Below are 26,382 nucleotides of genomic sequence, written 5' to 3'. Positions count from 1 at the left end.
TCCTGGAGCAGGCTGGCAGCTTGCCGCTTCTCCCTCCCTCGGCGCGCCGGCAGCTCTTCGCTGCAGCCGATCGTCGAGGGGCACAGTTTCACGCGCTCAAGGAGGTGAGCTTCACGCTGCAACGGGGCGAGAGCCTGGGCATCGTCGGCCGCAACGGCTCGGGCAAGAGCACGCTGCTGCAGATTCTCGCGGGCACGCTGGAGCCAAGCTCCGGCGACGTCCATGTGAACGGTCGCGTGGCGGCGCTATTGGAACTTGGCTCTGGCTTTAACTTGGAGTTTTCCGGCCGCGAGAACGTGCTCCTGCAGGCGGCGCTCTACGGTTTCTCAAGAAAGGAAATCCTCGCCCGGATGCCGGAGGTGGAGGAGTTTGCCGGCATCGGCGCGTTCATCGACCAGCCGGCCAAGGTCTACTCGAGCGGCATGTTGCTGCGGCTCGCGTTCGCGGCGCAGACGATCCTCGCTCCCGAGCTTTTCATCGTCGATGAGGCGCTCGCCGTCGGCGACGTGTTCTTTCAGGCCAAGTGTGCTCGATTTTTCCAGGAGCGGCTAAAGACGGGCATGTCGCTGATTCTCGTCAGCCACGATCTGGGCGCCGTGAAGGCGCTGTGCCGTCGCGCGATCGTATTGCACGAGGGCCGGATGTCGTTCGTCGGTCCCAGTGATGAGGCGGTTAACCATTATCATCAACTCCATCGCGGGCGAATTCAGGCGAGCGAATCAGGACCGGCGGCCGAGCGGGCGGCAGGAGTGGGTTTGCCACCGGGAGCCAAGGAGCGGAACTGGGAAACGACGCAGGAAGTAGGGTCGCGGGAGGCGGAAATCATTCACTGCCGGTTGTTGAACTCCCGCGGGACGGAGACAGAAACCTTTGATGTGGGCGAAGAAGCCAGACTGGAACTTTACGTGCGCGGTACAGCGCATCTGGACCGACTCCTGGCCGGATTCGAGATTTCCAATCGACACAACCAAGTGGCCTATGGGGCGACGTCGGTCCACTTGGAGGACCGGTTTCTCGCCCTCCAAGCGGGGCAGATCAGCTGCTATGCGTTCACCTTTGGCATTAACCTCGGTGTCGGCAGCTACTTGGTCGACGTGGCCATCGGCTGGGGAGATCGGGGCGACGGTGCGCCTGAGCAGATGGTTCACCGGGTTGCAAGAATCCGATCATTGTCGGTGCGCCACCCAGGCGAGCGGCCTCGGTTTTTCGGAGCAGCCGATTTGGGGGCTCGTTTCGAGGCTTCGTAGGCCGCCGGACCCACGGAGGCGAGAGGCGAACGAAGATCGGGACGTCTCTCTCCAAGTCGTGCCTGTGCGCGCTGCAGGCAATGCAAGTGCCTGAGATCAAGAGTGGCTGCATAGGCCTTCAGGACTATTTCACAATCCTCCCTAAGTAAATTCGGGGAGCCTGTCCACACTTGGTTGGCGACAGCAATCAAGGAGTTACCTCCTCTCATCCAAGGCTCCATTGACGATTGGTGAAATCATCCGTTGGGATGATGGTCAAATCTCCCATCTTTCGATAGGATCTCCGCACTTTGAGCAAACCTATGCCCCAATTTGGGACGCAAACTCCCTTGCTCGAAATCAACAACAACCAACATGGCTAAACGCATTAAGAAAAACTCCAAGTCTGCTCGTTCGCTCCTCAAGCTCGAAGCACTGGAACAGCGCCAACTTTTGGCTGGCGGCTTTACCGATGCCCAGGGTCAGCAATGGCAGGACATCGTTCACTCGAACGGCAATGTCTATGACCAAGTGCTCCTGAAGAGCTCGAGCATCACCGTGGACGCGGATCCGGGTCAGGTCACGCGCGTCTCGTTCCTCGACCAGCAGGGTGACATCGTCCAAGCCGAGTTCTCCGGCGCGGGCACTCTGACGATCGCGCTCGATCCCGACACCTACCACGGGCCCGCCGCGGCGGTGAACTACAACCAGCCCGACGTGATGTACGTCCAGGGCTTGGCGTCGTTCACGATCACGGGTTCGGACGCATCGACGAACTTCTCGGTCTTCTCGGTCGGCAAGGGCAACGCCTCCAACCAGGCGCTGTTCGACGATACCCACACCGGTGGTGACCACTGGGCGAATGTTGCCCGGCTGACGATCGTCGCGAGCCCCTCGAATCCGAATGGCTCCCTGTTCGGTGGTATCCGCGCTGGAGACGCCATCTTCTCGGCCGAGAACGGTGTCGTCGGTATTACGGCGTCGAACGTGCAGGTTCAGAGCGTCGTCCGCATTGGCGACATCGACGCGAAGGGGACCGCAACCCCGGCGCTCGTTTTCGGTGAACAGTCGCAGTTCGTATCGGTTGATATCGCTGGTGGCGATCTCGTCCAAACCAATGCCAAAGCGATCAACAACAGTGGCTCGTACGGCTTTTCCCTCAGCGCGATCGACAATGTCGATTCGAGTGGCGCTCCGGTGATGGCCAGCACGATCACGAATACGAGCGTGCAGTTCTCGGACAAGAGCCCCTTCCCGGCGCCGAAGAGCTATGATCTGACGACCGCGATCGATACCATCGTTGGTAGCACGGCAGACGATGTGATCAACGGTTCACACACGGCAACCTCGCTCGTCGTGAGCGCGCTCGATAAGATCGATGGTGCCGCGGGCAACGATGTGCTCAACATCTCCGACTCGAACGGTGGTACGGCGCAGCTTTCCGGCCTGACGGTCAAGAATGTCGAGACCTTCATGTACACCTCGACCGGCACGCTGGGCTCCGCCAACGCGGTCGATATGACGGGCTGGACTGGCCTGACTTCCGCCAATCTGACCCTGCAGAACATCGCGGCGAATACCGCCACGGTAACGGCCACGAAGGACACTGCGGTGGTTCTCAGCTCGTCGACGACCGTCACGCCTGGTCTGGTGAAGGTCGTGGGCGGCAGCACCGTGACGGTGACGAACGCAGCTGGCAGCGCCAACTTCCCTGCCACCGCTACGGAAGTCGATGGCGTTAACGGCACGAGTTCGGTGAGTATCACCCAGACAACCTCCGGCACCCAGGGCGCAGTCCTCGTCAAGGACTACGCCATCGGCGGCGACAAGGCTAAGGCTGGCACGATCTCGACGGTGACCGTCAATGGTGCGACCGACGTGACGGTTAACAGCAATGCGCTGGCGACCCTCACGCTGACGAAGGTCAGTGGCACGGTCCTCCTGACGGATGAACTGGCCGGTCACGCCACCAGCGGCAGCGGCACGACGCTGGCGTTGAACCTCAATGACTCTGCGGTCACCAACCTGAATCAGACGACGGCTACGGTCAAAGAGGTCGACTTCACGACCTCCGGCAAGAAGTCCTCGATTGGTGCTTGGGGCACCGCCGGTGAAGTCGCGACCATCACGGTCGCAGGCGATCAGGCGCTCGATTTGGGTAACATCTCGGGTCTGGGCAAGCTCGCCACGCTGACGAGCACGGCCACGGCCGGGGTTACGGCGACGGTGGACGCGACGAAGGTGACGGTCACCGGCGGCGCGGGCAACGACGTGATCACGCTCAGCGGCCAGGTGAAGAAGGCGTCCGATCTTGGTGCTGGTGACGACTGGGTCTCCGCGACTCTGAACGCCACCGACCACAAGACGATGGACAGCGGCACGCTCGCGGGTGGCGACGGCACCGACACCCTCGCTCTCACGGGCCAGGATGCGGTCGCCGCTTCGACCGGCACGGGCCTCGCGGCCCAGATCTCGGGCTTCGAGAAGCTCGAAATCACAGGCAGCAACTTCGGCACGGTCGACATGCACAACCTGGACGACATCAACCAGGTCATCCTCTCGGGTGACTTCGGTGGTGCCTATGCGATCGACAAGCTCGCCTCCGGTGCGTCCCTGACGATCAAGGCGGGTCAGACTGGCAACGGCACGATCACTGTGCCGGTTTCGGCAGTCCAGACCGAGTCACTGGCCGTCACGATTACGTCGGACACGGCGGACATCAACGCCCAGACCCTCGCCACGGGCAACATCAACACGATCAACCTGAACGTCGTCGATACGAACGACACGAAGAACGCCGATGACACGGTGAACTTCACCCAGGCCAAGGTCGTGAACATCACCGGCAATGTCCTCTCGCTGACCTCCAACACGGGTGCGGCGGGCACGGTCGATGCTTCTGGCATGGCTGGCGGCAAGCTGATCCTGACCACGACGGCGGGCGATGGCTCGACGATCAAGGGCACGACGAAGGGCTCCAACGACATCACCGCGACGGGCGCGGGCAAGATCACGATCACCACCGGTAACTCGGCGGATACGATCGCGGTCGCCGCCGGCACCACGATCACGGCGGGTGACGGTGCGAACGTGATTACGGCCAGCGGTGCGGGTAACTCGATCACCACCGGCAAGAACGGTGACTCGATCACGGTCACGGCGACGTCCGGCACGACCACGATCAGCGCGGGTGACGGTAATGATACCATCACCGTTGCCGGTCAGGCAGTGTCGAACATCACCCTCGGTGGTGGTGCTGACAAGGTTGTGCTGAGCAGCAAGGCGGGTTCCGCCGGCTACTTCACCACGATCTCCGGCGCGGGTGATGCTGATATCCTCGACCTCAGCGCGGTAGATACCGGCACGGCGACGTTTAACGCGACTGCGGTGACGCTCGGTCAGGGTGCCACGTTCTCGGACTACGTTGCTTCCGCTACCGCGGGCAATGTTGCCGGCAACGCCGTCGTGAGCTGGTTCAACTTCGGTGGGGACACCTACATCGTGGTTGATAATGGCAACGGCACGTATGACCCTGCGGGTGACGTGGTCGTTCGACTGACCGGCGCGCTCGATCTCAGTGCGGCTGGCACAAACGCTGGTATCGCGGCCGGCGTGCTGACGATCTGATCCACATCGGAAGGTTGGACTGATCCAACGCTCCTCATTGAGCCCCATCCCGGAAGCGGGGTGGGGCTTTTTCTTTCTAGATGAAGACCGGCTCGATTATGGAACTTTCTGTTTGCCGTGAGGGATTGGATGGCAAGATCGAACAGATCGGCGCGCCATGACCATCCTGTTTGTACATCAGAATTACCCTGGGCAGTTCGGCCATCTGGCCGCCGCATTAGTGCAGCGTGGCGATCGCGTCGCTGTCCTGCATTACCGAAAGGACCTTGTTGTCCATCCCGGCATCGAGTCGGCACCGTGCGAACGACCTGATGCGGGACCCGCGGGGATGAACCCCTTGGCGGCGGATTTTGAGGCTCAGGTGCGGGCCGGCGAAGCGACCGCGAAACGCGCGCTTGAATTGAGGGCGCGTGGGTTCAATCCGGATGTGATCATTGGCCATCCCGGTTGGGGGGAGATGCTCTTTCTCCGCGATGTTTGGCCTGGATCTAAAATCATCGCCTACCCGGAGTTTTTTTTCGGGCGCGCGCGGGTGGACAGCTATTTCGATCCCGAGTTTGGTCCGCCCGCGGAGGCAACGGCGTTCAGGCTGCGAATGAACAACACGGTGTGTCTGCATGCGCTCGAGAGTTCGGATGCGTTGTGGTACCCCACGGAGTGGCAACGGTTGTGTTTCCCCACGAGCGCGCAAGCACGTGCCATGGTCATCCACGACGGCATCGATACGGCCGTAGATGCGCCGTCCTCCAAAGCTTCGATCACACTGGCCCGCGATGGCAGGAAGCGGGTGCTGACGGGGGCCGATGAAGTCATCACGTTTGTGAATCGGAATCATGAGCCGATTCGCGGGTTTCACGTGTTCATGCGAGCCCTACCGGCAATTCTGGCGCGGAGGCCACGGGCCAACGTCGTGATTGTCGGTGGCGACGGGATCAGTTATGGGACGCCTCCTCCACGGGAGCGAAACTGGCGCGAGTTCATGCTCAAGGAACTCGACGGCCAGCTGGATCTCTCCCGAATCCATTTCGTGGGCAAGGTGCCTAAGGAGATCTTCCTCGCAATTTTGCAGGTGTCGACTCTGCACATCTACCTGACACATCCGTTCGTGCTGTCGTGGTCTTTGCTCGAAGCCATGAGCTGCGAGTGCCGGATCCTGGCAAGTCGGACGGAGCCAGTGACGGAGTTCCTCACGGATGGAGTCAATGGCACCCTCTTCGATTTTTTTCGGCCCGATGAGCTGGCGGCAAAAGCCATTGAAATTCTTCACACTCGCAGGCAGTTTGAGCCCCTGCGGCATGCAGCGCGGCAGACGATCCTGCAGCGATGCGACCTGCGCGCAGTATGCTTGCCAGCACAATTGAGGTGGATCGACGAGCTCACACACCGGCGCTGACCGTGCACGCGATGAAACGGATTTTACTCCACGTCGGTTGCGGGCCGAAACGCAAGGATCAGACCACCCCAGGCTTCGACACTCCCGATTGGGACGAGCTCCGGTTGGATATCGATCCGAATGTCGCTCCTGACGTCGTGGGCACGATGACGAATATGGCTGCAGTCCCGAGTGGCTCGGTGGACGCGGTATTCTCCAGCCACAATGTGGAGCATTTGTATTCGCACGAGGTGCCGCTGGCATTGGCAGAGTTCAAACGCGTGCTCCGACCGCAGGGATTTGTGGTGATCACCTGCCCAGACCTTCAGTCGACGTGCGCGCTGGTTGCGGAGGACAAATTGACCGATCCGGCGTACCAGTCGCGCAGCGGTCCGATTGCCCCGATGGATATTCTTTACGGCCACCGGGGCCGCGTGGCGGCCGGCAATCTTTTCATGGCCCACCATTGCGGTTTTACGCAGCGGGTGTTGGGCGGGACCTTGCAGGAGGCGGGCTTTGCTCGCGTGGCGCTCAAGCGGCGCATCCCTCATTTCGATCTATGGGCGCTCGCCACCCTGCAGCCGATGACGGACGCGGAATTGCTGCAGCTGACCGCCGAGCACTTCCCCGCATGATCCAGCTGGGTCTCAGCGCGTGCCCTTGCGGCGCACCCTGTAATCGCCTTTACATGCCGAAGCAGCAGGATTTCCTTTCGTACCTATGTCGACCTCTGCCCCCCTGCCTTCATCTGACGTGACGACGGCCTACGATGAAACGCCCTATCCGAGTTCGTCCTTTCCGCAGACTCAGCCGAACCGTCTCGCCGCGATGGCACGCCTGTTTGGGCTGGACGCTGCAAGCCCCGCGAACGCGCGGGTGCTGGAGCTTGGATGTGCGGACGGTTCTAATCTGTTGCCGTTGGCTGAACAGTTTCCCCAGGCGAGTTTTCTGGGAGTCGATTCGTCCAAGGTCCAGATCGCCGCTGCACAGTCCGCGATTACGGCGGGGGGGGTGACCAACGTAGAGGTTCGACGGCAAGACATTTTGGATTTCCCGGCTGACTCGGGAAAGTTCGACTACATTGTCGCCCATGGCGTTTACTCGTGGGTTCCGCCGGCGGTTCGCGAGAAGGTTCTGGCGATCTGTCGGGACCACCTGACTGAGAACGGGGTGGCATACGTCAGCTACAACGCGCTCCCGGGTTGGAACATGCGGCGTTCGCTGCGAGAGATGATGCTCTACCACACGCGCGGTCTCACGGACCCGAAGACCAAGGTGGCACAATCGCGAGCGTTGCTCACCTTTCTTGCGGACTCGGTACCGAGCGAAAACAGCGCGTATGGGATGCTGCTGAAGAGTGAGCTCAGCCTGATGAACGGTCTGTCTGACAACTATCTGTTGCATGACATCCTGGGCGGAGAAAACACACCGTTCTATTTCTACGAGTTCATCGCTGAAGCGATGAAACACGGGCTTCAGTATCTCAGCGAATCGAACATAGCGGAAATGCTGGCGGGCAATTTCCCCGAGAAGGTCAGTCAGACGCTGGCCCAACTAAACAATCAGATCGTCGCGCAGGAGCAGTACATGGACTACCTGCGCAATCGGTCGTTTCGGCAAACGCTGTTGTGCCGCGGCGGTGTTCCCCTCAAGCGCAATCTTTCCCCGGCGGTGCTCAGGCAACTCGCTTTCCGTTCGTTGCTGATCCGTGCCGCTGGTCCCGTGGAGCTTGTGCCTGGCGTACCGGTTAGTTTTGCAACGGCGACAGGCGTGCAGGTAACGAGCGGCGACGCATTTGTGAAAGCGCTTATGCAGATGCTGACCGAGACGCGTGGCGTGGCGGTGGTTTCTTACCAAGCGCTCTTAGAAGGCGCCCGCTCGCTTTCGCGCCCGTTTTTGGGCGAGGTGCCGCCCGATCGCGATCGGACCGACGAATCGACGTTGGAGATGAATCTGTTGAACCTTTTGGCCAAAGGATTCCTGGAGATCCACGCCGAACCCGTGTCGGTCCGTACCGACGTGCCTGAACGGCCTGCTGTTAGTGCGTTTGCACGCTATCAGGCCCTCAATGCCAGATTGATCACCAACCGGACGCACCAGTCTATCCCTGCGGACATGGTTGCACGTTACATCATCGCGGCCTGTGACGGCACCCGTGGCCGCGATGAGCTACTCGGCGAGCTCGTGAGTCGCGTGAAGGAAGGGAAGCTTCAGGTGAACGAAGGCTCGGTGCAGGTCACCGACGAACAGCGACTCAACGCCTTGTTGGGGTCGAACCTCGACACCGGCCTTGCGGCGCTTGCTGCAGCCGGTTTTTTCCGGGGCTGAATTGGGCCGGTTGCTTGATACTCCGCGGAGACGTGGCCCGATCGGCCGCGTCAGCTACGCTGGGCAAATCGATACGGATGATCGCCGTGCGTGTAGTCCACTAGTCGGCCGTTGTGTTCGATCAGCAACTGCGGCGCTCCGATCCTCTCGCGAGCTATTTCGTTCGCAATATCAGCAGCGCGCCACTGGGTGGGGACGATGATCACGTCGACGGGGCTCGCCTTGAGCACATCCCGGAAAACGATTGGCTGGCCGGTGCCCGGCACGAACGTGCCTGCTTTTTCAGGATCCGAGTCCACGACCAGCGGAAACCGCTCGGCATCCAGACCGAACTGGTGAATGAACGCAGCGCCCTTGCCGGTGCCCCCCCACACGGCCACGCGTTTTCCGCTGGCGGCAAGCTCGTCGAGCTGTTGTCGGACGGTGGCCCGGTTTTGGTCTGCCTGTTGAAAGAAGATTGTTGCCGACGCGGAGCATTCTGCATGCGAGGCGGGAACCTGCAATCGGACGAGCGCATACACGACCTCGCCGTTGTACCCATGACCCAACTCCACCACCTCGCCGCCGCGCTGCATCAGCGTGCGAAACGAGCGCGTGGTGAAATGTGAGGGGTGTTCGTAATAGAAGTCCGGCAGTCGGCCCGTCTCGATTGCCCGATCGACGCACGGCATCTCGGTGAACAGCCAAACCGGCTTCCGCAACGTGGAGGTCCCCCAAGCCATCTGCTCGATGAAGGCCGCCGGATCCGTCAGATGCTCGAGGACGTGCCGCACCACAAGTGCATCAGGCTGGAAGGAAGCGATGTCCGACAGCGGTTCGAAATACCGGGGAAAGAACTCCACACCGTCACCACTGCGGCCACTCGTGTTCGGATCAAACCCGACAAAGCGGCCTCGACCGGCTCGGGATTCGCACATGCCGCGCACGAAGTGCCCCTCGCCACATCCGATGTCCAGGACGGTTGGCGCCACCGGCAAACGAGCGAGAACAAGATCCCGTGTGCTCGCGAGGTGCCCCTTCCAGATCACACCCTTGTTAAACATGAGATTCGGGTTGGACCGGTACGGTATCACCTCGTAGGAGAACGACCGATTCCAGACATGCGTGCACCGCGGGCACTGCACGAAAGCCAGCGGAAAGCGCGGCATCGTTTTTGCCTCCTCGGCGGTGTGCGGCCACCCGAGCGTGGCCAAGGGTTGGGAACCACCATCGAAAAATGGCGTGGCCTGGGTGTAATGACACACCGGGCACAGGGCGGGGATCACCGCGGGAGGGGAGAGGCGAACAATATTCACGTTTGAAGGTTTAGGCCGTCGAAAATATCACGATTGTGTCGATCACGAGGCGGCGTCGTAACGCCAATCGGAGGAAAGTTTTCGCTGCTCGTCCGCCGCACTCACGGCGGCCGTGAGGAAGGTTTCGAATTCTCGGACGGCGTGCGCGTCGGCAAAGAGGTCGCGTTGCGCAGCCGCTATCAGCTCGCGGCGCAGTCTTGCCCGGCGTTCGGGGTCGCGCCCCAACGTCACCGCCAGATTGGCATAGTCCTCAAGCCGCTCGGCAACGGGTGCATCGCTAATGCCCATCTGACGATATGCGCCAGCGACGACTCGACCACGCATGAACTGACCTGCCCAAGTGACAATCGGCACGCCGAAGGCCATGGCTTCGTAGAGCGTGTTGCCGCTGCCAAAATGAACGGGATCGAGGAGCACGTCCATGTTTGCGATCATTCCCATGAATCGGTCAAGCTCGAGGCGTGGCAGGAAAATCGTGCGGTTCAGCAAGAGAGGCGCCGTCCGCGCCCAGCGCGTGCGTAGTTGCTCCTTCCATATGGGCACCGCGCCCTCGAGCAGTACGAGGTGACTTTCCGGATCACCTGTGACAATCGCGACCAAGATGGCATCGAAGTCGGGATGGAACTTGAACAGGCTTTGCGGACATCCGTAGAGAGTCCCAGTGGCAGGCAGGTCCAGATCGCTCCGGGACGGGATTGCGCTCGGGACGACGAAAGGCTCATAGAAGCAGGGCAACCTCTCAAGTCGGATCAGTGTCTCGGAATAGTGAGCCGCAGCCCCCTGTGGCTCGATTGGTTGTGCCGAAACAAAGTAGTCAATCGTCCGCAACCCGGTGGTGACGGGATGCCCCCAACTCACGGCTTGCACGGGAGCCAATCGGGCGTGAGCCAGGCAGTAAGGGTACGGGGCCATGCCAATATCCGGATAGAAGAGTACGTCCAACTCCTGATCCGCCAGACGCTGCTGCTGAGTTCGCAGCGGGCCGGCGAGCGAGATCACTTTGTCACAATATGCACCGAGTTGTGCACCCACCCCGTCGCGCTTGGACTCTGGCGCCCGGATGAGATAAACCTCGAATCGCTGCCGGTCGAGGTGGCGCAGGAATCCCTGGTAGAGCTTTCCGATCGTGTGCCCGGTCAGGAAAGCGGAAAGAAAACCGACGCGGATCTTGCGTCCTGTGCCGGTGGGAGAATGCCACCCGGCCACGTGGGGTGAGACAAAAGACAACTCTGGCCAACGATCCCGATAGAGCTCGCCGATGAGTTCCATTAGGTCCCGATCGTCTTGACCATGATACGCGAGATAGAAGGACGCCACCACAGGGGGACCATCATGGTCGTCGAGCGTAGCCGACGACCGGGCGAGAGTCTTGAGAGCAGATCGGAAACGCGTTCGGCTCTGATCTATGGCCTCCCCGCTTTGAGCGATTGCAGGCAATGCTAGATGAAGCGAGATCTGGCACGAAAGGTCCGTTGCGCGGAGGTCGCACGCACGTCGAAAGTGGGCGGCCGCCTCGTCATAGCGTGCTTGATCTTGCAGGATCGTTCCCAATGCCCTGTGCACTGCGGGCAGGTTGGGTTCGATTTCCAAGGCTCGCCGGTAGTGGCCGGTTGCCTCGTCCAGTTGCCCAGTGCGGACCAGCACGTTCGCAAGCTTCACGTGACCTTCGACTGAATCCTGCTTCAGCTCCAATGCCCGCCGACAGCAGGCGATTGCTTCGTCGTACCGGCCGCTTTGGTATTCGATGCTGGCGAGATTGAGATGGGCGTCTACACCCAGGCCCAACGCGCGCCTGGCGCTCGCCGCAGCTTCCTCCAAGCGTCCGAGTGATTTCAATGCGGTGCTCAGGTTATGGTGGACGTGCGGGTCGGATGGCGAGAGGGCAATAGCTGTCTGCATCGCATCCAGCGCCTCCGCCGTTTGTCCGAGTTTCATGAGGGCAGGACCAAGCACTTTCCACCCCAGTGCATACTGGGGATATTTAGCTGTCATGGACCGCCCAGCCATTGCCGCCTCCTCAAAGTGTCCCGCACCAAAGTGATTCAACAGCGCTTGCACGTCGCGTGCGTCAGGTCGCTCTGGCTTGCTTCCTGCAGCGCTGAGCCGGGCCGATAACTCAGCCATCTGCGGTCCCGCAATGCCACGGTCTTCCGCTTGTTTGAAGGCGCTTCGTGCGCCGTCGATTTCGTCCGCGTGGATCAACGCGGCAATGTAGCTGAACCAATACTGAGCATGGTGTGGCTCTGCCTCCAGGGCGGCCCTGAAAAACTGCACTGCCGCTGGTCGTTGGTTGGCCTGCAATGCGATCATCCCCAAGTTGTGGTTTGTGTCCGCATGGCGCGGAGCCACACCCAGGATGCTACGGTAGAGGCGTTCCGCATCCTTTAGTCTTCCCGCTTGATGATGGGCAAGAGCGTGCGCGAAGGCCTGCGCGATGGTCAGGGGACCTGTTGCGTCAGGAGTCGGGAAGGCAGTCATGATGTTAGTCTGATTGCTCGGATGCGGTGGCCAACCTTGATGGAATCTTCGGTCGACGAGCAGACACGTATTCCAGTCTGGGTGGGTGTTCGGCTGCAAGCAGGGAGCGCTATCTCGGACTATTCCGGATTCCACTTGGCGAGGTCGTTTTGGCGGATAAGATTGGGTTCAAACCATGCCCGATGCCCAAATCATTTCTGAATTCCTTTCGCGGGAGCAGCGCTGGCTACGCACGTTGCAGGCGCTGCGCGTCTACCACGAGTCGCAGATGGGGAAGGTGACCACTGGCGTCCAATGGATCGGGGGGAAGGAGCTTGGGCGATTTTCGTGGCTGGGGTTCTACTGGCACCAGGAGATGATCTGGTTCGGCTATGGACTGCACGAAGGCGTGTGGCGACCGCTGATCGAAGCCGACAACCGCTGCAAGGTCAGCGGAGTCTTGGAAAACTTGAGAACCGAACTCGCTGGCACTTGGGAGACCGTCTCCGCCGCCGAAGGCAATCGCTATCGGCGGCTGTGGTCCGCGCCGGAAATCGCCGGTCAATCCGAGACGGAATTGGAATGGTTAAAGGCGCGCTCGCGCGAGCTGCATGAGTTTGTGGTCCAGCCTGGCTTGTAAACGGTGGACAGTAGACGGCGGGCGGTGGCGAGTGGGCGGTGGATGGTCGACGGTGAATGGGGATCAAGCCCGCAAGGTTCGTGATCGGAGGCGAAAGCACAGGGCGCTTTTGCGCGAGATGCACGGCCGGTTGACATGACGTTTTCACATGATAGCGTCCGGCTATGGATGAATCCACGCTCACGGAACGAGGCCAGGTTTCAGTTCCTGCTTCCGTGCGGAAGGCGTTGAATCTGCGTCCGGGGCAGAGGCTCCGCTGGCAGCGCATCTCCGATCGGGAAGTGCGGGTCTCCGTTGCCTCGGTTGCGTCTCCCGGCCCGTTGGCCGTTCTGGGCTATGCTCGCAAACTGCGTCAAACCCCTCGAGCGACAGCGGACTGGATGCGGGAACTTCGCGCGGGAGAGGAATGATCCATGTGGATCGTCGATACCTGCGTCGTGCTCGACGTGTTCGAGGGTGATCCTCGGTTTGGACGCTCTTCAGCCGAACTGCTGGAACGCCTGCTATCGCAGGGCCTGGCCCTTAGCCCAGTCACGATGGTCGAGTTGGCTGCGGCGTTTGCAGGGGATCTGGAGGAGCAAAAGCGTTTTCTCGATCAAGCAGGCATCACTTACGCGGAGCCGTGGACTCCCACCGACACGGAATCGGCGCATGCCGCGTGGAACACCTACGTTATGGCGAAACGCCAATCGCGAACCGGCAAGCGCCCGGTGGCGGACATTCTCATCGGCGCCTTCGCCGTCAATCGCACGGGTCTCGTCACACGCAACGCGGCGGACTTTACCCGCTGGTTTCCGCGCTTGAAGGTACGGGAGCCATAGCGCCCAACGATGGGCTCGAATCCGCTCGTTTCGATCATCACGCCGTCCTTTCAGCAGGCGGATTATCTGCGGCAGTGCATCGACAGCGTGCTGGGGCATGGCTATCAGCCGATAGAATACCACGTGTGCGATGGTGGCTCGATCGACGGATCGGTCGACATACTGCGCAGCTACGGCATCCGACTGGAATGGGACAGTCAGCCCGACGGCGGGCAGGCGGCTGCGATCAACGTGGGACTGAGAAAAAGCCAGGGGCAGATCGTCGGGTTTCTCAACAGCGACGATGTGCTGCTGCCGGGTGCGGTGGGCTCGGCCGTGCGGACGCTAGCCGCGCATCCGGAGGTGGATATCGTTTACGGACGCGCGACGGTCATCGATGAACAGGGGCGGGCGCTGAGGCCCGCGCCGGTGCAATCGTTCGATGCCGATGTGCTGGTGCAGCACTGCTTCATCGCCCAGCCGGCGGCGTTTTGGCGGCGGTCGTTGCACGAGAAGATCGGGTGGTTCGCCGAGGAGTTCGATCACACGCTCGACTACGAGTTTTGGATCCGCGCCATGCAGGCCGGGGCGAAGTTTCTTTTTGTCGACGAAGAGTGGGCGCAGGCGCGAGAGCATGCGCAGGCGAAATCGCAGCGGCTCCGCGGAGAGATTTTGCGGCAGATCCGCGAGCTGCAGCTACGACGGCTGGGCTACTGCGGCCGCAACTGGTGGGAGCAGCACCTGCGCTATCTGCGGGACGAGAAGCGCGGCATCTGGCGGCTGCTCCCGGGAAGGAGAGATCAGCGGCTCTACCGGCTCGCGTGGTGGCCGTATGTGTTCTGGCGACGCAAGCTCGGCGGACCGCTGTTCTATAGACCAGGACACTGGCGGGCGTAGGGGTGAACAGAGCGTTTCGCCACGAAAGCACCAGATACACGAAAGGGTATCCAAAGGACCGGAGCCCCGGGGATCCACGCGCATCGGCGCGAATGGAACCTAACCATCAGCAGAGTTCGCGAGGGAGCACCTGTCGGCCTTCAGGCCTGCAGGTTCTTATCTTGATTACGGGGCCATTCGCGTGATTCGTGGGCCACTGCAGGACTGCGGCTCAGACGTAATGCGGATACTGAAATCCCGGCCAGTCGGTGCGGGCGAAGGCGAGGTCGGCCTGCCAGAACGCGGCATCGTGGGGGCGGTAGAGCGGATCAAAGAAGTCGATGCACCGAAACCCGCGCTCGGCCATGAACGCGCAGAGCTCAGGGAAGAGCAGATTCCCGTAGCCCATCTGATGGTTGTAGGCCTCGATCACCGCGAGGTTCGTCTGTGCCAGGAGAGTTTTCCCACCCGCGAGGATCTGTTCCTCGAAACCGTGGGTATCGAGTTTCAGGAAAAATGGAGGCTTCAGTGCAAACGTGGTGGCCAGTTCGTCCAGCGTACGCGCGGGGACCACGATATCGTGCTGCTGAAATGCCGCGTGCGCGGCCAGCCCACCGAACAGGTCGCCCGCGTGGAAGTGCACCTCGCCCGGTTCATCGGAGGCGGCGCAGATGACGTAACGGGTGCGCGTCTGCGTCGCCGCGAACGCCTGCAGCGCGGGCTCGTGCTCGCGGCGAGCCTCGACGAGGAAGTAGTCGCGGTCGGGAAAGCACTGAATCACGTCGCGCGTCCACATGCCGTTCGACGCTCCGACATCGATGACCGTTCTGAACTCGATCTGATAGCGACCGAGCCGCTCGAGAAAGCCGGCGAGGGTGGGCTGTTGCCAGGATTCCATGCGAGGATGATTGGCCGCAAAAAGGCGCGAACACGCGCAAAAAGTGACAAGCGTCGGAACGCTGATCCGCACTTATCTTCGCTTATCCTGATCAGTGGAGATGAGTGCCGATGAGCGTTCCCGATGAGTTCCACTCGTGGAGGGCACAGCCGCGCCGGGCTACGAGCCAGCGCCTTGAGGGCAAGGCGCTCCACCATGAACCGGGATCAAGCTTTGCGCTGCAGCATGCAGAACTTGCCAGCGAACGCGTGCGGCAACGTCAGCTGGAATCTCCCTTGCGTTTGTTCGATGAACTCGTCGACAGCGGTTTTCGCTCCGGTGGAGAAAAAGTCGTAATCATCCACCACGATCCGCCCGTTCGCGCTGAGATGCCGGTCGAGATAAGCGAGCGCGTGAGCGATTGGCTCGTAGAAATCAAAATCGACGTAGGCGAAGCAGACCTTGGCGGGTCCGTTCTCCTCGCGGAGCGTCTCGTTCACCATGCCGGCGCGAACGCGGTAGCGTTCCGGTGCGATGCCAATCTGTGCGAGCCGCGTCAGCACTTCCTCCGCGTCGCAGCGCATTTCGCCCGCATAGCGTTCGATGCTGCCCAAACCGAAGATGTCATCCTTCAACTGATCCTTGGACGAAGGCTTGGGCAGCCCCGTGAATGAGTCGTAGAGCCAAAGCAGCTTGCTCGTGGCGCGAAGCTCGTTGGCCAACAGCGCGGACGTGGCGCCCTGGGCCACGCCAAATTCGCAGACATCGCCGTCGTCCCCCATCGCGGCATGCAGTTCGGCGAGCACGTAACTCGCTTCGCTTATCCCGGTGCCGAGCAGCTTCGCCAGCAATTCGGCGCGACCGCTACAGTCCGGCAGCTGGGGAAAGAGGAGCGTGCGCAACGCCTCGTGCAGCTCGCGGACCAGCGGCGGATACTTAAGGACGGTGTTGGGTTCGAGCGGAGTCATCGGCGGCTTCTGATGGGGTGGAGATGAAGGAACAGAATGGCGCCATCGAGCCGTCCCGGAACAGCCAAACGCCAAATCTCAAATCCCAAACAACGCATGCAACCTCCAATTGTCATTGGATACTGGATTCTGGGGCTCGCTTGGCGTCCGGGCTTTCGGCGGCCCACAGGGTCTCGGTGGTTCGGCCCCGCGGCACAATGTCGCGTTCGTAGCGTTGCACGATGTCCGTGAACGAGCGGGGTGAAACCAGTCGCATGAACCAGCGATTGAGCCGGATGAGGAGCTTGGCGCGAAGACCTCGTGTGGCTGCCCACGAGCTGGGTTCGGCCCCCCAGCGCGCCGCGTTGATCGATTTGATCACGAACTCGAGCGAGTAGATCCAGACACAGCGCCGGGCGAGCAACGCCGGGCCGGGTGGTGGCGTGGACGCCAGCACGGTCATGATCTCCCACCAGCGCTGCAGTCCGCCGGAGTTCGTCTTCGTATTCGGATGATCGCGGTTGGCCGCGAGGAAGTGCCGGAGCCGCTGACCGCGCAGCCCGACGGCGAAAAACCGCGTCAGCCATTGATAGTCGAGAAACCAGCGCAGTTCTGTGCGCAGCGAGCCCACACGGGCAAGCGCGGCGCGACGAACGAAAAGCGTCGGCTGGCAAATGTAGTCGTGTGAAAAATAGAACCGCTCGCGCGAGCAGTCTTCGGTGAACAGGTTCGGCGTCAGGATGGTACCGTCCTCGCTAATCTCGAGCGCATCCCCGTAAACTAAATCCAGCGTCGGATCCGCGGCGAATGCGGCGACGACCCGGCTGAACGCGCTGGGAAGGTAGGTGTCGTCCGAGTTGAGCCACGCCACGATTTCACCCTGGGCGAGAGCAAAACCCTGGTTGATCGCATCCGCCTGACCGGCGTCTTTGCGCCGGTGCCACACGATCCGGTCCCGGTAGCGTTCCAGAATCGCCGGTGTGTCATCCGTCGACAAAGCATCCATCACGAGCACTTCGACACTCGGCTCGCCCTGCTCGAAAATGCTCCGCAGCGCTGTCTCAATCCAGCGGCCATGATTGTAAGTGGGGACGATGATGGTGAAACGCGGCATGAACATGGGCTCAGACGTGTTCGCAGCCCGCTGGCAGCCGGGCTTGCCGCTGGAGCAGGCGCGCCGCGATCCGGAGCTCGCGAGGGGAGAGCGTCGTGCGCGTGTGGCGCGAGCGCGGCAGCTGCACGTGTTCGTTGAACCACGTGCGCCAGCGAGTGTGCCGGCGGCAGGCGCTCTGAAAAGCCACGAGATGACCTTGCACGAGTCGTTGCGTGGTGAAGACCTTCAGCCGCTCGCGGCCGGCCGCCGCCAAACGCGAGCGCAGCGCGCCATCGCGATGCAATCGGGTGATCGCTGCTGCGATCGACTCCGTGCTCGATGCGTCGAAATACAGCGCGGCGACGGCGGCAACGTCGGGCTGGCTGGTGTTGTGTCCACAAGCGATCGGACAACCCGACTGCATTGCTTCCAGCAGCGGGATGCCGAAACCTTCGAACAGCGACGCGAAGATGAGCGCCTTGGCGTGCTGGAACAACCAGCTGATTTCGGCCCGCGTGACTTTGCCGAGATGGAGCACGTGATCCTGCAGCCCATGGCCACGCACCGCCTCGTGCCACTCAGCCTCGCGTCCGAGCAGGCTGCCGGTGCAGACCAGCCGCAGTTCAGGCGCGTCCGTGCGAGCTTGGGCGAACGCGGCCAGGAGTCGCAGGTGATTCTTATGCTTCCAGAAATTCGCCGGGTAGAAAACAAACGGCCGGCCAGCGTCGCCGCCGGGCCACGCCGCCGGTGCGGCCGGCGTGGGCAGCGCGTCGGGCACGTGATGAACCACATGCACCTTGGCACGGGCGGCGCCGCCGATCTCGACGGCCATGTCGCGCGTGAATTCGGACACGGCGATGACGGCGTCGGCCATGCGCAGCGACCAGTCGTAGTGGTAAATGCGTTCGGCGTGTTCCTTCGTCGTGAAGAACTCCGGATAAAACCGCTCCTGCATGTCGTGGAAGGTGAGCACGGACGGTTTTCGAACAGGCCGGGGCCAAAGCGTTCCGAACGGGCAGAAATACACGTCGAACTCGTCGAGGTGCTGCAGCACTTCCTCCTGGGTCTGGAGTCGGATCTCATGCTGACATGAGACGGCGGGAAGCGTGGCGAGCAGCGACTCGTTGTGCGCGAAACTGAACAGCACCATCGGATGCTCCGGCGCCAGCTCCGGCCAGTGTCGCAGCAGCGTCAACGCGTAGTTGGTGACGCCACCGTGATCCGGCGCGAGAAGGTTGAGGCCGATCCCGATTCTCATCGGCGCACCGGGTTGGCGAAATCCTGCAGGACGGCGAGCGCGTAACGGCAGGCGCCGCGCACGCGACGGCCGGCATCCCAACCAGTGAGGGCTTGAACGTAGGTCACGTCGCTGCGTGCGCGCGCCGGGAGCTCACGATAGCGACCGCTGCGATGCAGATATTCCTGCCAATGCTGCTCGAGGGACGCTTCGACGATGAGGTAGTTCAGCCAGATAAGTGGTGTGCGCAGGCCCAGCTGCACGCCGCGGGCGCGTTGAAACGCCATGTTCATCCGCAGATCGCTCCAGGATTTCAACCACGCGGTTTTCACGCTGAAAGGACACGCGCCGGCCTGTGCGGCGAAGAAGTATTGGGCCGCGTTCCCGTTCTTCCAAAAATACCGCCACATCGACAGCAGCGTGTCGCGACGATGATCGTGCCGCGCGACCAGACTCGGCTCGTACCGCAGGCGGTAGCCGGCGCCCACGATCCGGCGCGTCAGGTCGACGTCCTCGCCGTTCGGCAAATCGGGGTTGAACCCGCCGCTGCGATGGTAGGCCTCTGCCAGTACGAACACGGCGGCGCTATAGAGCCAGTCACGATCCTCGGCGGCGGAATGTTGCTGTGCCCAAAAATTCGAGATGTCCGTCAGCCGCTCGAAGAAGCGCCCACTCTTGCCAGGCAGCCGCAGCCCGATCGCGCCGACGCGGGGATTCGCGGCGGGCGAGAACATCGGTGAAGCGAGCAGATCGAGCAGCCGCGCGTAGCAATCGGTGGCGAGCTCGACGTCATCGTCGATGAACAGATACCATTCGCCGGTCGCCTTCTCGACGCCGAGACAGCGCGTGCGCGGCGGCAGTTGGTTGGCGGACAGCACGACCGGCACGACGGGCAAATGCGGGTGCGCGCGGGCGACGGCCGCGGCCTCCACGCCGACGAGGATGATCTCCCAATTCGCCGGCACGCGCTGTTGCGCCGCGAGCGACGCAAGCGTTGCGGCGACGCGATCCGGCCGGCCCATGGGAATGATGACCGACAGCCGCGGTTCCGTTTCGGGCCGCTGCAGCGAGGCTGGCTGGAGCTTCGGTTGCGCGAGAAGACTCTGGATGATTTGCAGTCGGGCGAACCGGTCGGCGTTGAGCGTGAGAATCTCCTGCTGGAGCCGGTGGCGCAACGCGAGCAGCTCGCCCTCCGGGGCATCGGCGAACGGCGTGCGAACATCGACGAACACGGGCGAGGCATCACCCCTGAGCATGTGCTCAACTGCGCTCTCCACGGTGGCCAAGGGTATGTCGGCGACGCAGTGCAGTCGTTCGAAGAGGCAGTGCCATTGACAACCCGCGCAGGCGATCCGGCTCTGAACCACCTTGACCCGGCCGCCTGTCGGATGGAAGCGGCTGACTTGGCCGGCACCGTAGATCGCCACCGTGGGTACGCCAATGCCTGCGGCGAGATGTGCGTACGCCGTGTCGTGGCAGATGACGAGATCGGCGCCGGCGAATGCGGCGTTGAGTTTGGGTAGATCCGTCGGACCAAACACGGCACGCGGGTGCTGATCGTCCGCGGGCAGTCCTGCGAGATAGGGCGAGTCGCCGGGACCTTCCACCCAGGTCACGCGCGCGCCGCGCGACCGCAGCCCGTCAGCGACGGCGCGGAAGTTGCCCAACGGCCAGGCGCGGCGCGGATCGCCGCCAACGCCCGGCGCGATCAGGACGTGCGCTGTCGAGGGCGCGCTCGTGCGCGGCTCCCATGACACCGGCGCGCGCCAAGCTGCAGCTGCGCCGGTCGCCAGACGCGGCTCCAGCACGGCGAGAAGATCGCGCAGTTGATCGGACTCGGAGCGCGTCCACGATGGCTCGAGCGTCGTCGTGAACACCGGCGCGCCCGCGGACACCAGCGCATGCGCTTCGTTGACCAGCGGCTGCCGCGCGGCGCTGGCTGCGAATCCGATCTGCTGTGACGCGGGCGCGAGCGCGACCGTGAGATCGCCGACCCACGTCCGGTTGACCAAGCCAAGGATCGCAGCGTCCCAGCGCGTCGCCTGCAGAAAAGCGGCCCACCATTTCACCCGCCGGCCCACGTCGTCACTCCACGGCTCGTAGGACGAGAGCGGGTAGGGCAGGAAGACGAGCGGTGCGGCGGTCTGCGCCAGCCGGGTCGCTTCGGATTCGGGCGGCTGGTCGGTTTGCGGCGCGAACACGTCTCCGCCGAGCAGCGAGGCCACGACCTCCATTCCACGGCGAACGTGCCAGACGATCTGGATGTCCGGCCGCAAGGTCCGCAGCGCCTGCACGGCACCGGCGGCGATCAGTTGATCGCCGAGCGCGTCGGGCTTGGAAAGGAGGATTCTCATCGCTGGAACTTGGCGGCTCACGCCCCTGCGCTCACGCGCAGAGCTGCAACGAAGCGGCGCACGAGGGGATGTGATCTCATTCGACCCAGTTGCGCAACCGCCTGATTAGGGCACCCGAGGCTTCATCGCAGCAGACCGCGCAGCCGCTGAAACAAACCTGCCGGGCGTTTGCGGAGCACGGCGGCGGCCGTCACGTAGTTGTGATGTGCGGCGGTCTGCCGGTGCCAGCGCAGGAAGGCGGGAATGTCCTCCACGTTCCAGGCGAAGCCGGCCGGCAGCGAGAATTCGGGCCGTTGTGCGATCAACGTTTCAAACTCCTGCATGGTGAGTGCGCGGCCATTCCATTCCGGGAACGTCATCCCCATCGCCGGCTCACAGATATCGAAAGACAACGCGAAGAGCCCGCCGGGCTTCAGGACGCGCCCGACCTCGCGGAAGGCGAGCGACTTGTCGTCCTGGTGTTCGATGACGGAGAGACTGGTCACCACGTCCGCGCACCGATCCGCGATCGGCAACCGGCAGGAATCGACGATCTGCCAATCGACTTTCACGCCGAGCGCCGAGCGGATCGTCTCCCATTGGGGAATCCAGTCGCGGCGGGTTTCGATGAGCGTAACGTGCGCGCCTTTCGAGGCGAGCCACCAAGGGAAAGGGGATTGTTCTGATCCGAGATCGATCACCCGGCGGCCCCACCAGTCGAGGCCGGACAAATCGTGGTGCCAGAGCCACGGATACTCCCAGATCTTCGACCAGTTGGTGAATTGGCGCAGCCCGTGCGGCGCGCCGAAAGCGTTGAGCTCGTCGATGAGCTGGCACCATTCGCGCGAAAACATCTCGCTGAGGTTCGCGAGGTGGCGCACGGGACGGTCGGGCCGCTCGACACGGCGCGCGACGACGATCTCGTGTGCGCGGCGCCAGGCGTCGTGGTTTTCGAGGATTTCGAACCCGGCGGTCTCGAGGAGCGTCGTGATTGAATCGCGCGAGTAGATGAAGACATGCTCCTGCGGATCGAAGACCTTGTCGTTCATCGAGCCGAAATCCGGCACGTCGCGTTCGAGCAAAGGCAGCTGGAGAAACAGCACGCTGCCGGGCCGCAAGGCGTCGCGAGCCGCGCCCAGGAATTTGAGCGGTTCCGGAATGTGCTCTAGCACGTCGCAGGCGACGAACAGCTCACACGCGGGCACCGCGACGTCGGGGAAAACGCCGGCGCGGATGTCGAGCCCGGTGCGTTCATGCACCGCGGCGGCGGTTTTCGCGTCGGGCTCGACGCCGACGGTTTGCCAACCGAGCTGCCGTAGATGCAGCAGGAGCGTGCCCTCGGCGCAGCCGATCTCGACGGCGGTCCCGCGGGCGCCGTTCAGATGGCGCTCCATCGCCTGGATCCAATGCTGCACGCGACCGTCGGCTTCGAGCAGTTGCTGGCGATCCCAGAGCGTGGGGTGCTGCTTGCCCTGCTGCCGTTTCTGCCAGTAGCCCTCGTAGCTGTAGAACTGGCCCATGCACTCGGGGCGCAGCCGGCGGGCGGAAAAATGCGTGCCGCAGCGTTCGCACACGAGGTAGGACGCGGCGTGCGGACTCGGGGTCTGGCTATGACCGCCGCACCAGCATTGATCGACGGAAGTGAACCAGGCGTCGTTCACCGCGTGGGCGGATGTGTCTAGCATGGTTGGTCGGGATAGCCGAAATCGGCGAAGCTGCCCGGATTGATCTGCTCTAGATCTGCGAGCCAGCCCTGATCCTCGCGCCAGCGGGTGTTGTTGCCGTGGCGATAAAACGTGCGCGGGCCCGATTGGGTCATTCGTTCGAATTGCGTCCACCAGTGCACGAACGCGGGCGAGAGTTTGGGTCGCACGCCGAGGAACCGGACGATGCGTTCGAGCTCGGTGGCGTTGGGCTTCAGCGTTTCGAAACGCACGAGGCAAGTGCGATCAGGAGCCTGCTGCTGCAGCGCGAGCGCGGCCGTGTAGAACTCACGGTACTGCTGGTAGGCGTCGCGCATCCAGGCGCGTCGATCAGTCACCTTGGCACCCCAGCGTTCGACCGCGGTGTGATACCAGCTGTAAATCGTGGGGTGCGGGTCGCGAATCAAGAGCAGCGCGGGCCACGGCGAGGCCGCGGGCTTGCCGTGGACGCCGTTGGGCGCGGCATTGATGTAGACGGGCTGGAAAGGCACGCCGTCTTCCCGCAACCGTAGCACGTAATAAGTGTGAGGGTTGAGTTCTTCGGCGCGCTGGAGTGCCTCCGGATTTTCCACGAACTCGTTGGGAAAAAACACGAGGTCGAGCAAGCCGGTGAGACACGCCCACAGATAGTGGCTGCCGGTCCGCGGGAATGCGTAGTAATCGCACCGGACCGCCAGTTGGCTGCCAAAGTAATAGCTCTCGGACGTCATACGACAGGGAAGCGCGGCGTGAGCCCGAACTCGGCGCAAACAAAAAAGCTGCGCATCGCGTCCGGTCCGTCGTCGTGGGCGATCAGGTTGCCCTGCAACTCGGCGAGGGCGCTCTTGAGGATTTCCGGCGTGGGTTGCCATTTGTGGCCGTCGCCGACAAACGGCGAGCCGGGACGCCAAATGGCGCACTCAGGATGGGGGAGATACAGAAAGAGCCGGCCGCCGCGCTTGAGTTTGCGGATCCAGCTCGCGAGCGCGGTCCGCCAGTCGGTGATATGCTCAAGACAGTGCGAGCTGAAAACGTAATCCTGCGAGCTGTCGGCAAATTCATCCAATGTGCGGCCATGGCCGGGGCCACGTTCCAGATCGACCGCGGTGGCGCCCGGCAGCGGCCAGAGTCCTGCGCCGATATCAAGGCCCGTGCCGGTGCAGTAACGCCGCGCGACGCGCTCGATCGCAAACGATGCTCCGCCGACGAAGAGGTAGTCGGGATAAAAGTGGCCCTCGAATTCCCAGCCGCCGGGCTTGCGCTGCACCGAGGGGAACGACAGCCAGTGCCGGTAGGCGAAGAAGAAGTCAGGCGCGTTGGGATACTCTTCGAGCAGCGGCATAAAGGCAGTCGGCCATGGTTGGCAAACACCGCAGGTCCGCAAGCAATCCCTGCGCTGACGCGCCGGGCCACGCGGCGGCTACCGCCTCACAGCACGTCCGCGAACGCGTGACGGGTTTTGCTGAAGAACGCGTAGCCGAGATAGCAGGTGACGAGCCCCACGACCCAGAGGAAAATCAGGCTGTGGGCGCTCGCGGGCAGGTGCCAGAGGACGGTGCGGCGCGTCGCTTCCACGGCGTGCAGCAGCGGATTGAATTTCAGGATGATCCAGCCGGCGCTGTGGCGCACCAGGTTCACGGAAAAGAATACCGCGCTGGTGTAGATCAGGACCTGCACGAGGAACGGCATGACGTTGGCCGTGTCGCGCACGAACACACCCAAGCCCGCGAGGAACCAGGCGCAGCCCAGCCCGATCAGCAGGACCGGCGGAAAAATCAGGAAAACGGAAAGGGCGTGCCAGTCGACGCCATGGCCGAGGAGCACGATGCCGAGGAGCGCGAGCCCGAAGCTGACCGCGGCGTTGAAGGCGGCCGCGCCGACCACCGCCGCCGGCAGGATTTCGAGCGGGAAGACGACCTTCTTGACGAAGTTTGGCTGCGTAACGATGGCCAAGGGACTTTGGGCGAGGAGCTCGCCGAGAAATTGGAACAGGACGAGACCGAGAAATAATCCGAGGGGATAGTCGAAGCGCGATGGATTCGGCACCGCTTGAAACTCGGATTTAAAGACGTAACCGAAGATAAAGGTGTAGAGTCCGAGGCTCAGCAGCGGCGTCAACACGGTCCAGACCACGCCCAAGAAACTGCCGCGATGCCGCTGCTGGATGGTGCGTCGGGTGAACTGGTCGAGCAACTCGCGGTGACGCCAGAGGAGGATGAACGGCGTGAGCGGGTTGGCGGAAGAGGTGTTCATCAGGAAAGACGATGAATTTCGGCAGAAAACCCGGCGCGACACCAGCACACAGGTGAGGGGGAGGATGCTTCCTCCGGATTTCCGGTCGCGATACGTTCGTAGGGCCGGCGTTTATCGCCGGCCGCGCGGTTCACGGCCGCCGGTGAACGGCGGCCCTACCTCACGAGTTCGGCTGCGTCGGAGGGAACGCCCACTCACCCGATCGCCGCGAGGTCGGCGTCGACCATGAGTTCGGCGAGCGCCTTCATCCGCGTGTGTGGTTCCCAGCCGAGCCGCGCGCGGGCTTTGGAGTAATCGCCGATCAGCAGGTCGACCTCGGCCGGACGGAGGTGACGCTCGTCGAACCGCACGTAATCGTGCCAGTCGAGATCGACGCGACCAAACGCCGCCTCGAGGAAGGCGCGGATGGTGTGCGTCTCGTTGGTCGCGAGCACGTAATCGTCCGGCTGGTCCTGTTGCAGCATTCGCCACATCCCTTCGACGTATTCCTTGGCGTAGCCCCAGTCGCGCTGTGCGTCGAGGTTGCCGAGATAAAGCTCCTTTTGCCGGCCCTTCTTGATTCGCGCGACGGCGAGCGAGATCTTCCGCGTGACGAAGCTCTCGCCGCGCCGCGGCGACTCGTGGTTGAACAGAATGCCGCTGCACGCGAAAAGATTGTAGGATTCGCGGTAGTTCACCGTGAGCCAGTGCGCGAAGACCTTCGCGCAGCCATAGGGCGAACGCGGATAAAAAGGCGTGGTCTCGCGCTGCGGTACCTCCTGCACCTTGCCGAACATTTCAGAGGACGATGCCTGGTAGTAGCGGACTTTTTTGCCGATGCCGGATTCGATGATCGCCTCAAGAATGCGGGCTGCGCCCACGCCGGTGATGTCCGCGGTGTATTCGGGCACGTCGAAGCTCACGCGCACGTGGCTTTGCGCGGCGAGATTGTAGATTTCGTCCGGCTGCAGCGCGTAGAGCAGTTTCACCAGCGAAACACTGTCGGCGAGGTCGCCGTAGTGGAGAAACAGCCGCTTGTCGGGCCCGTGCTCGAAGCCGTTGAGATGGTCGATCCGGCCGCGGTTCATCGTGCTCGCCCGGCGGACGAGGCCATGGACCTCGTAGCCCTTTTCGAGCAACAGCTCAGTCAGATAAGATCCGTCCTGACCGGTGATCCCGGTGATGAAGGCTTTCTTGGGCATGCGGATTGGTGATACGCGCGGCTGCACATTGGCGAGCCTAATTGCGGTCCATTGGGTTCCGACTGAGTCGAGGCGATCCGAAACATCCCGCTGAGCGTTGTAGGGCTGCCGCTTGACGGCAGCCGGAAACGACAAACGCGTGCCAAACGTGTTCGCGG

The 26,382-nt window shown here is 62.5% G+C and carries 21 protein-coding genes; 9 read left to right on the top strand and 12 right to left on the bottom strand.

The window, feature by feature from the left end; genetic code table 11:
• Positions 1-20 precede the first annotated feature (20 nt).
• From OTER_RS20015 to OTER_RS24510, 5 genes are all read left to right on the top strand, one after another.
• Positions 21-1,247 (top strand): ABC transporter ATP-binding protein, encoded by a 1,227-nt coding sequence (locus OTER_RS20015; RefSeq protein ID WP_158305493.1) that lies wholly within the window; start codon positions 21-23, stop codon positions 1,245-1,247.
• Positions 1,248-1,559: 312 nt separating this feature from the next.
• Positions 1,560-4,853, top strand: a complete 3,294-nt coding sequence (locus OTER_RS20010) for a beta strand repeat-containing protein (RefSeq protein WP_148218189.1) — start codon at positions 1,560-1,562, stop codon at positions 4,851-4,853.
• A gap of 157 nt (positions 4,854-5,010) precedes the next feature.
• Positions 5,011-6,246, top strand: a complete 1,236-nt coding sequence (locus tag OTER_RS20005) for a glycosyltransferase (protein ID WP_012376764.1) — start codon at positions 5,011-5,013, stop codon at positions 6,244-6,246.
• Positions 6,247-6,257: 11 nt separating this feature from the next.
• Entirely contained in the window at positions 6,258-6,860 is a 603-nt protein-coding gene (locus tag OTER_RS20000; protein ID WP_012376763.1) for a class I SAM-dependent methyltransferase, read from the top strand.
• 85 nt (positions 6,861-6,945) lie between these two features.
• Positions 6,946-8,553, top strand: coding sequence for a methyltransferase regulatory domain-containing protein (locus OTER_RS24510; RefSeq protein ID WP_012376762.1), 1,608 nt, complete (start codon positions 6,946-6,948; stop codon positions 8,551-8,553).
• A gap of 50 nt (positions 8,554-8,603) precedes the next feature.
• On the opposite strand, the gene OTER_RS19990 is transcribed toward OTER_RS24510, so the two are convergent.
• Both OTER_RS19990 and OTER_RS19985 read right to left on the bottom strand, forming a co-directional pair.
• The gene (locus tag OTER_RS19990; protein WP_012376761.1) at positions 8,604-9,848 is read right to left on the bottom strand and encodes a class I SAM-dependent methyltransferase; all 1,245 of its coding nucleotides are present in this window, start codon (positions 9,846-9,848) and stop codon (positions 8,604-8,606) included.
• 42 nt (positions 9,849-9,890) lie between these two features.
• Entirely contained in the window at positions 9,891-12,326 is a 2,436-nt protein-coding gene (locus OTER_RS19985; RefSeq protein WP_012376760.1) for a tetratricopeptide repeat protein, read from the bottom strand.
• Positions 12,327-12,501: 175 nt separating this feature from the next.
• Here OTER_RS19985 and OTER_RS19980 point away from each other — a divergent pair, with 175 nt between their 5' ends.
• The 4 genes from OTER_RS19980 (at position 12,502) to OTER_RS19970 (ending at position 14,642) form a co-directional block, all read left to right on the top strand.
• Positions 12,502-12,945 carry a hypothetical protein gene (locus tag OTER_RS19980; protein WP_012376759.1) on the top strand — a complete coding sequence of 148 codons (444 nt, stop codon included), beginning with the start codon at positions 12,502-12,504 and terminating at the stop codon, positions 12,943-12,945.
• 164 nt (positions 12,946-13,109) lie between these two features.
• A complete protein-coding gene (locus OTER_RS25405) occupies positions 13,110-13,355 on the top strand; it encodes an AbrB/MazE/SpoVT family DNA-binding domain-containing protein (protein ID WP_083767796.1) in 246 nt (81 codons plus the stop codon).
• A gap of 3 nt (positions 13,356-13,358) precedes the next feature.
• The gene (locus OTER_RS19975; protein WP_012376758.1) at positions 13,359-13,766 is read left to right on the top strand and encodes a type II toxin-antitoxin system VapC family toxin; all 408 of its coding nucleotides are present in this window, start codon (positions 13,359-13,361) and stop codon (positions 13,764-13,766) included.
• Between the two features lie 9 nt (positions 13,767-13,775).
• A complete protein-coding gene (locus tag OTER_RS19970; RefSeq protein ID WP_012376757.1) occupies positions 13,776-14,642 on the top strand; it encodes a glycosyltransferase family 2 protein in 867 nt (288 codons plus the stop codon).
• A 211-nt stretch (positions 14,643-14,853) separates the two neighbouring features.
• On the opposite strand, the gene OTER_RS19965 is transcribed toward OTER_RS19970, so the two are convergent.
• The 10 genes from OTER_RS19965 to gmd form a co-directional block, all read right to left on the bottom strand.
• A complete protein-coding gene (locus tag OTER_RS19965; RefSeq protein ID WP_012376756.1) occupies positions 14,854-15,519 on the bottom strand; it encodes an FkbM family methyltransferase in 666 nt (221 codons plus the stop codon).
• A 206-nt stretch (positions 15,520-15,725) separates the two neighbouring features.
• Positions 15,726-16,466, bottom strand: coding sequence for a TylF/MycF/NovP-related O-methyltransferase (locus OTER_RS19960; RefSeq protein WP_012376755.1), 741 nt, complete (start codon positions 16,464-16,466; stop codon positions 15,726-15,728).
• A 112-nt stretch (positions 16,467-16,578) separates the two neighbouring features.
• Positions 16,579-17,559, bottom strand: a complete 981-nt coding sequence (locus tag OTER_RS24505) for a glycosyltransferase family 2 protein (RefSeq protein ID WP_158305492.1) — start codon at positions 17,557-17,559, stop codon at positions 16,579-16,581.
• Between the two features lie 10 nt (positions 17,560-17,569).
• Entirely contained in the window at positions 17,570-18,796 is a 1,227-nt protein-coding gene (locus tag OTER_RS19950; RefSeq protein WP_012376753.1) for a glycosyltransferase family 4 protein, read from the bottom strand.
• Positions 18,793-21,129 carry a glycosyltransferase family 9 protein gene (locus OTER_RS19945; protein ID WP_012376752.1) on the bottom strand — a complete coding sequence of 779 codons (2,337 nt, stop codon included), beginning with the start codon at positions 21,127-21,129 and terminating at the stop codon, positions 18,793-18,795. Before OTER_RS19945 ends, OTER_RS19950 begins: the two co-directional genes overlap by 4 nt.
• Positions 21,130-21,251: 122 nt before the next feature.
• On the bottom strand, positions 21,252-22,793 hold the full coding sequence (locus tag OTER_RS19940) for a methyltransferase domain-containing protein (RefSeq protein WP_012376751.1): 1,542 nt from the start codon (positions 22,791-22,793) through the stop codon (positions 21,252-21,254).
• On the bottom strand, positions 22,787-23,521 hold the full coding sequence (locus OTER_RS19935; RefSeq protein ID WP_012376750.1) for a sulfotransferase domain-containing protein: 735 nt from the start codon (positions 23,519-23,521) through the stop codon (positions 22,787-22,789). The genes OTER_RS19940 and OTER_RS19935 overlap by 7 nt, the downstream gene beginning before the upstream one ends.
• Entirely contained in the window at positions 23,518-24,132 is a 615-nt protein-coding gene (locus OTER_RS24500; RefSeq protein ID WP_012376749.1) for a methyltransferase domain-containing protein, read from the bottom strand. The genes OTER_RS19935 and OTER_RS24500 overlap by 4 nt, the downstream gene beginning before the upstream one ends.
• An 86-nt stretch (positions 24,133-24,218) precedes the next feature.
• A complete protein-coding gene (locus OTER_RS19925; RefSeq protein WP_012376748.1) occupies positions 24,219-25,043 on the bottom strand; it encodes an ABC transporter permease in 825 nt (274 codons plus the stop codon).
• A gap of 194 nt (positions 25,044-25,237) precedes the next feature.
• The gene (gene gmd / locus OTER_RS19920) at positions 25,238-26,224 is read right to left on the bottom strand and encodes a GDP-mannose 4,6-dehydratase (protein ID WP_012376747.1); all 987 of its coding nucleotides are present in this window, start codon (positions 26,222-26,224) and stop codon (positions 25,238-25,240) included.
• Between the last annotated feature and the right edge of the window lie 158 nt (positions 26,225-26,382).

It is taken from the genome of Opitutus terrae PB90-1 (assembly GCF_000019965.1).
GTDB classification, from domain to species: Bacteria; Verrucomicrobiota; Verrucomicrobiia; order Opitutales; family Opitutaceae; genus Opitutus; species Opitutus terrae.
The sequence above is the reverse complement of the archived record's forward strand: the minus strand, read 5'-3'. Positions and strand labels throughout refer to the sequence as shown.

Excerpts from the sequence above, each read along its gene's own strand:
- OTER_RS19975 (WP_012376758.1), top strand. The coding sequence starts at position 13,359 with ATGTGGATCGTCGATACCTGCGTCGTGCTCGACGTGTTCGAGGGTGAT.
- OTER_RS19950 (WP_012376753.1), bottom strand. The coding sequence starts at position 18,796 with ATGAGAATCGGGATCGGCCTCAACCTTCTCGCGCCGGATCACGGTGGC.
- OTER_RS19945 (WP_012376752.1), bottom strand. The coding sequence starts at position 21,129 with ATGAGAATCCTCCTTTCCAAGCCCGACGCGCTCGGCGATCAACTGATC.
- OTER_RS19980 (WP_012376759.1), top strand. The coding sequence starts at position 12,502 with ATGCCCGATGCCCAAATCATTTCTGAATTCCTTTCGCGGGAGCAGCGC.
- OTER_RS19985 (WP_012376760.1), bottom strand. The coding sequence starts at position 12,326 with ATGACTGCCTTCCCGACTCCTGACGCAACAGGTCCCCTGACCATCGCG.
- OTER_RS24505 (WP_158305492.1), bottom strand. The coding sequence starts at position 17,559 with ATGCCGCGTTTCACCATCATCGTCCCCACTTACAATCATGGCCGCTGG.
- OTER_RS19970 (WP_012376757.1), top strand. The coding sequence starts at position 13,776 with ATGGGCTCGAATCCGCTCGTTTCGATCATCACGCCGTCCTTTCAGCAG.
- OTER_RS25405 (WP_083767796.1), top strand. The coding sequence starts at position 13,110 with ATGGATGAATCCACGCTCACGGAACGAGGCCAGGTTTCAGTTCCTGCT.
- OTER_RS19940 (WP_012376751.1), bottom strand. The coding sequence starts at position 22,793 with ATGCTAGACACATCCGCCCACGCGGTGAACGACGCCTGGTTCACTTCC.
- OTER_RS24500 (WP_012376749.1), bottom strand. The coding sequence starts at position 24,132 with ATGCCGCTGCTCGAAGAGTATCCCAACGCGCCTGACTTCTTCTTCGCC.
- OTER_RS20005 (WP_012376764.1), top strand. The coding sequence starts at position 5,011 with ATGACCATCCTGTTTGTACATCAGAATTACCCTGGGCAGTTCGGCCAT.
- OTER_RS20000 (WP_012376763.1), top strand. The coding sequence starts at position 6,258 with ATGAAACGGATTTTACTCCACGTCGGTTGCGGGCCGAAACGCAAGGAT.
- gmd (WP_012376747.1), bottom strand. The coding sequence starts at position 26,224 with ATGCCCAAGAAAGCCTTCATCACCGGGATCACCGGTCAGGACGGATCT.
- OTER_RS19965 (WP_012376756.1), bottom strand. The coding sequence starts at position 15,519 with ATGGAATCCTGGCAACAGCCCACCCTCGCCGGCTTTCTCGAGCGGCTC.
- OTER_RS19935 (WP_012376750.1), bottom strand. The coding sequence starts at position 23,521 with ATGACGTCCGAGAGCTATTACTTTGGCAGCCAACTGGCGGTCCGGTGC.
- OTER_RS19960 (WP_012376755.1), bottom strand. The coding sequence starts at position 16,466 with ATGACTCCGCTCGAACCCAACACCGTCCTTAAGTATCCGCCGCTGGTC.
- OTER_RS24510 (WP_012376762.1), top strand. The coding sequence starts at position 6,946 with ATGTCGACCTCTGCCCCCCTGCCTTCATCTGACGTGACGACGGCCTAC.
- OTER_RS19925 (WP_012376748.1), bottom strand. The coding sequence starts at position 25,043 with ATGAACACCTCTTCCGCCAACCCGCTCACGCCGTTCATCCTCCTCTGG.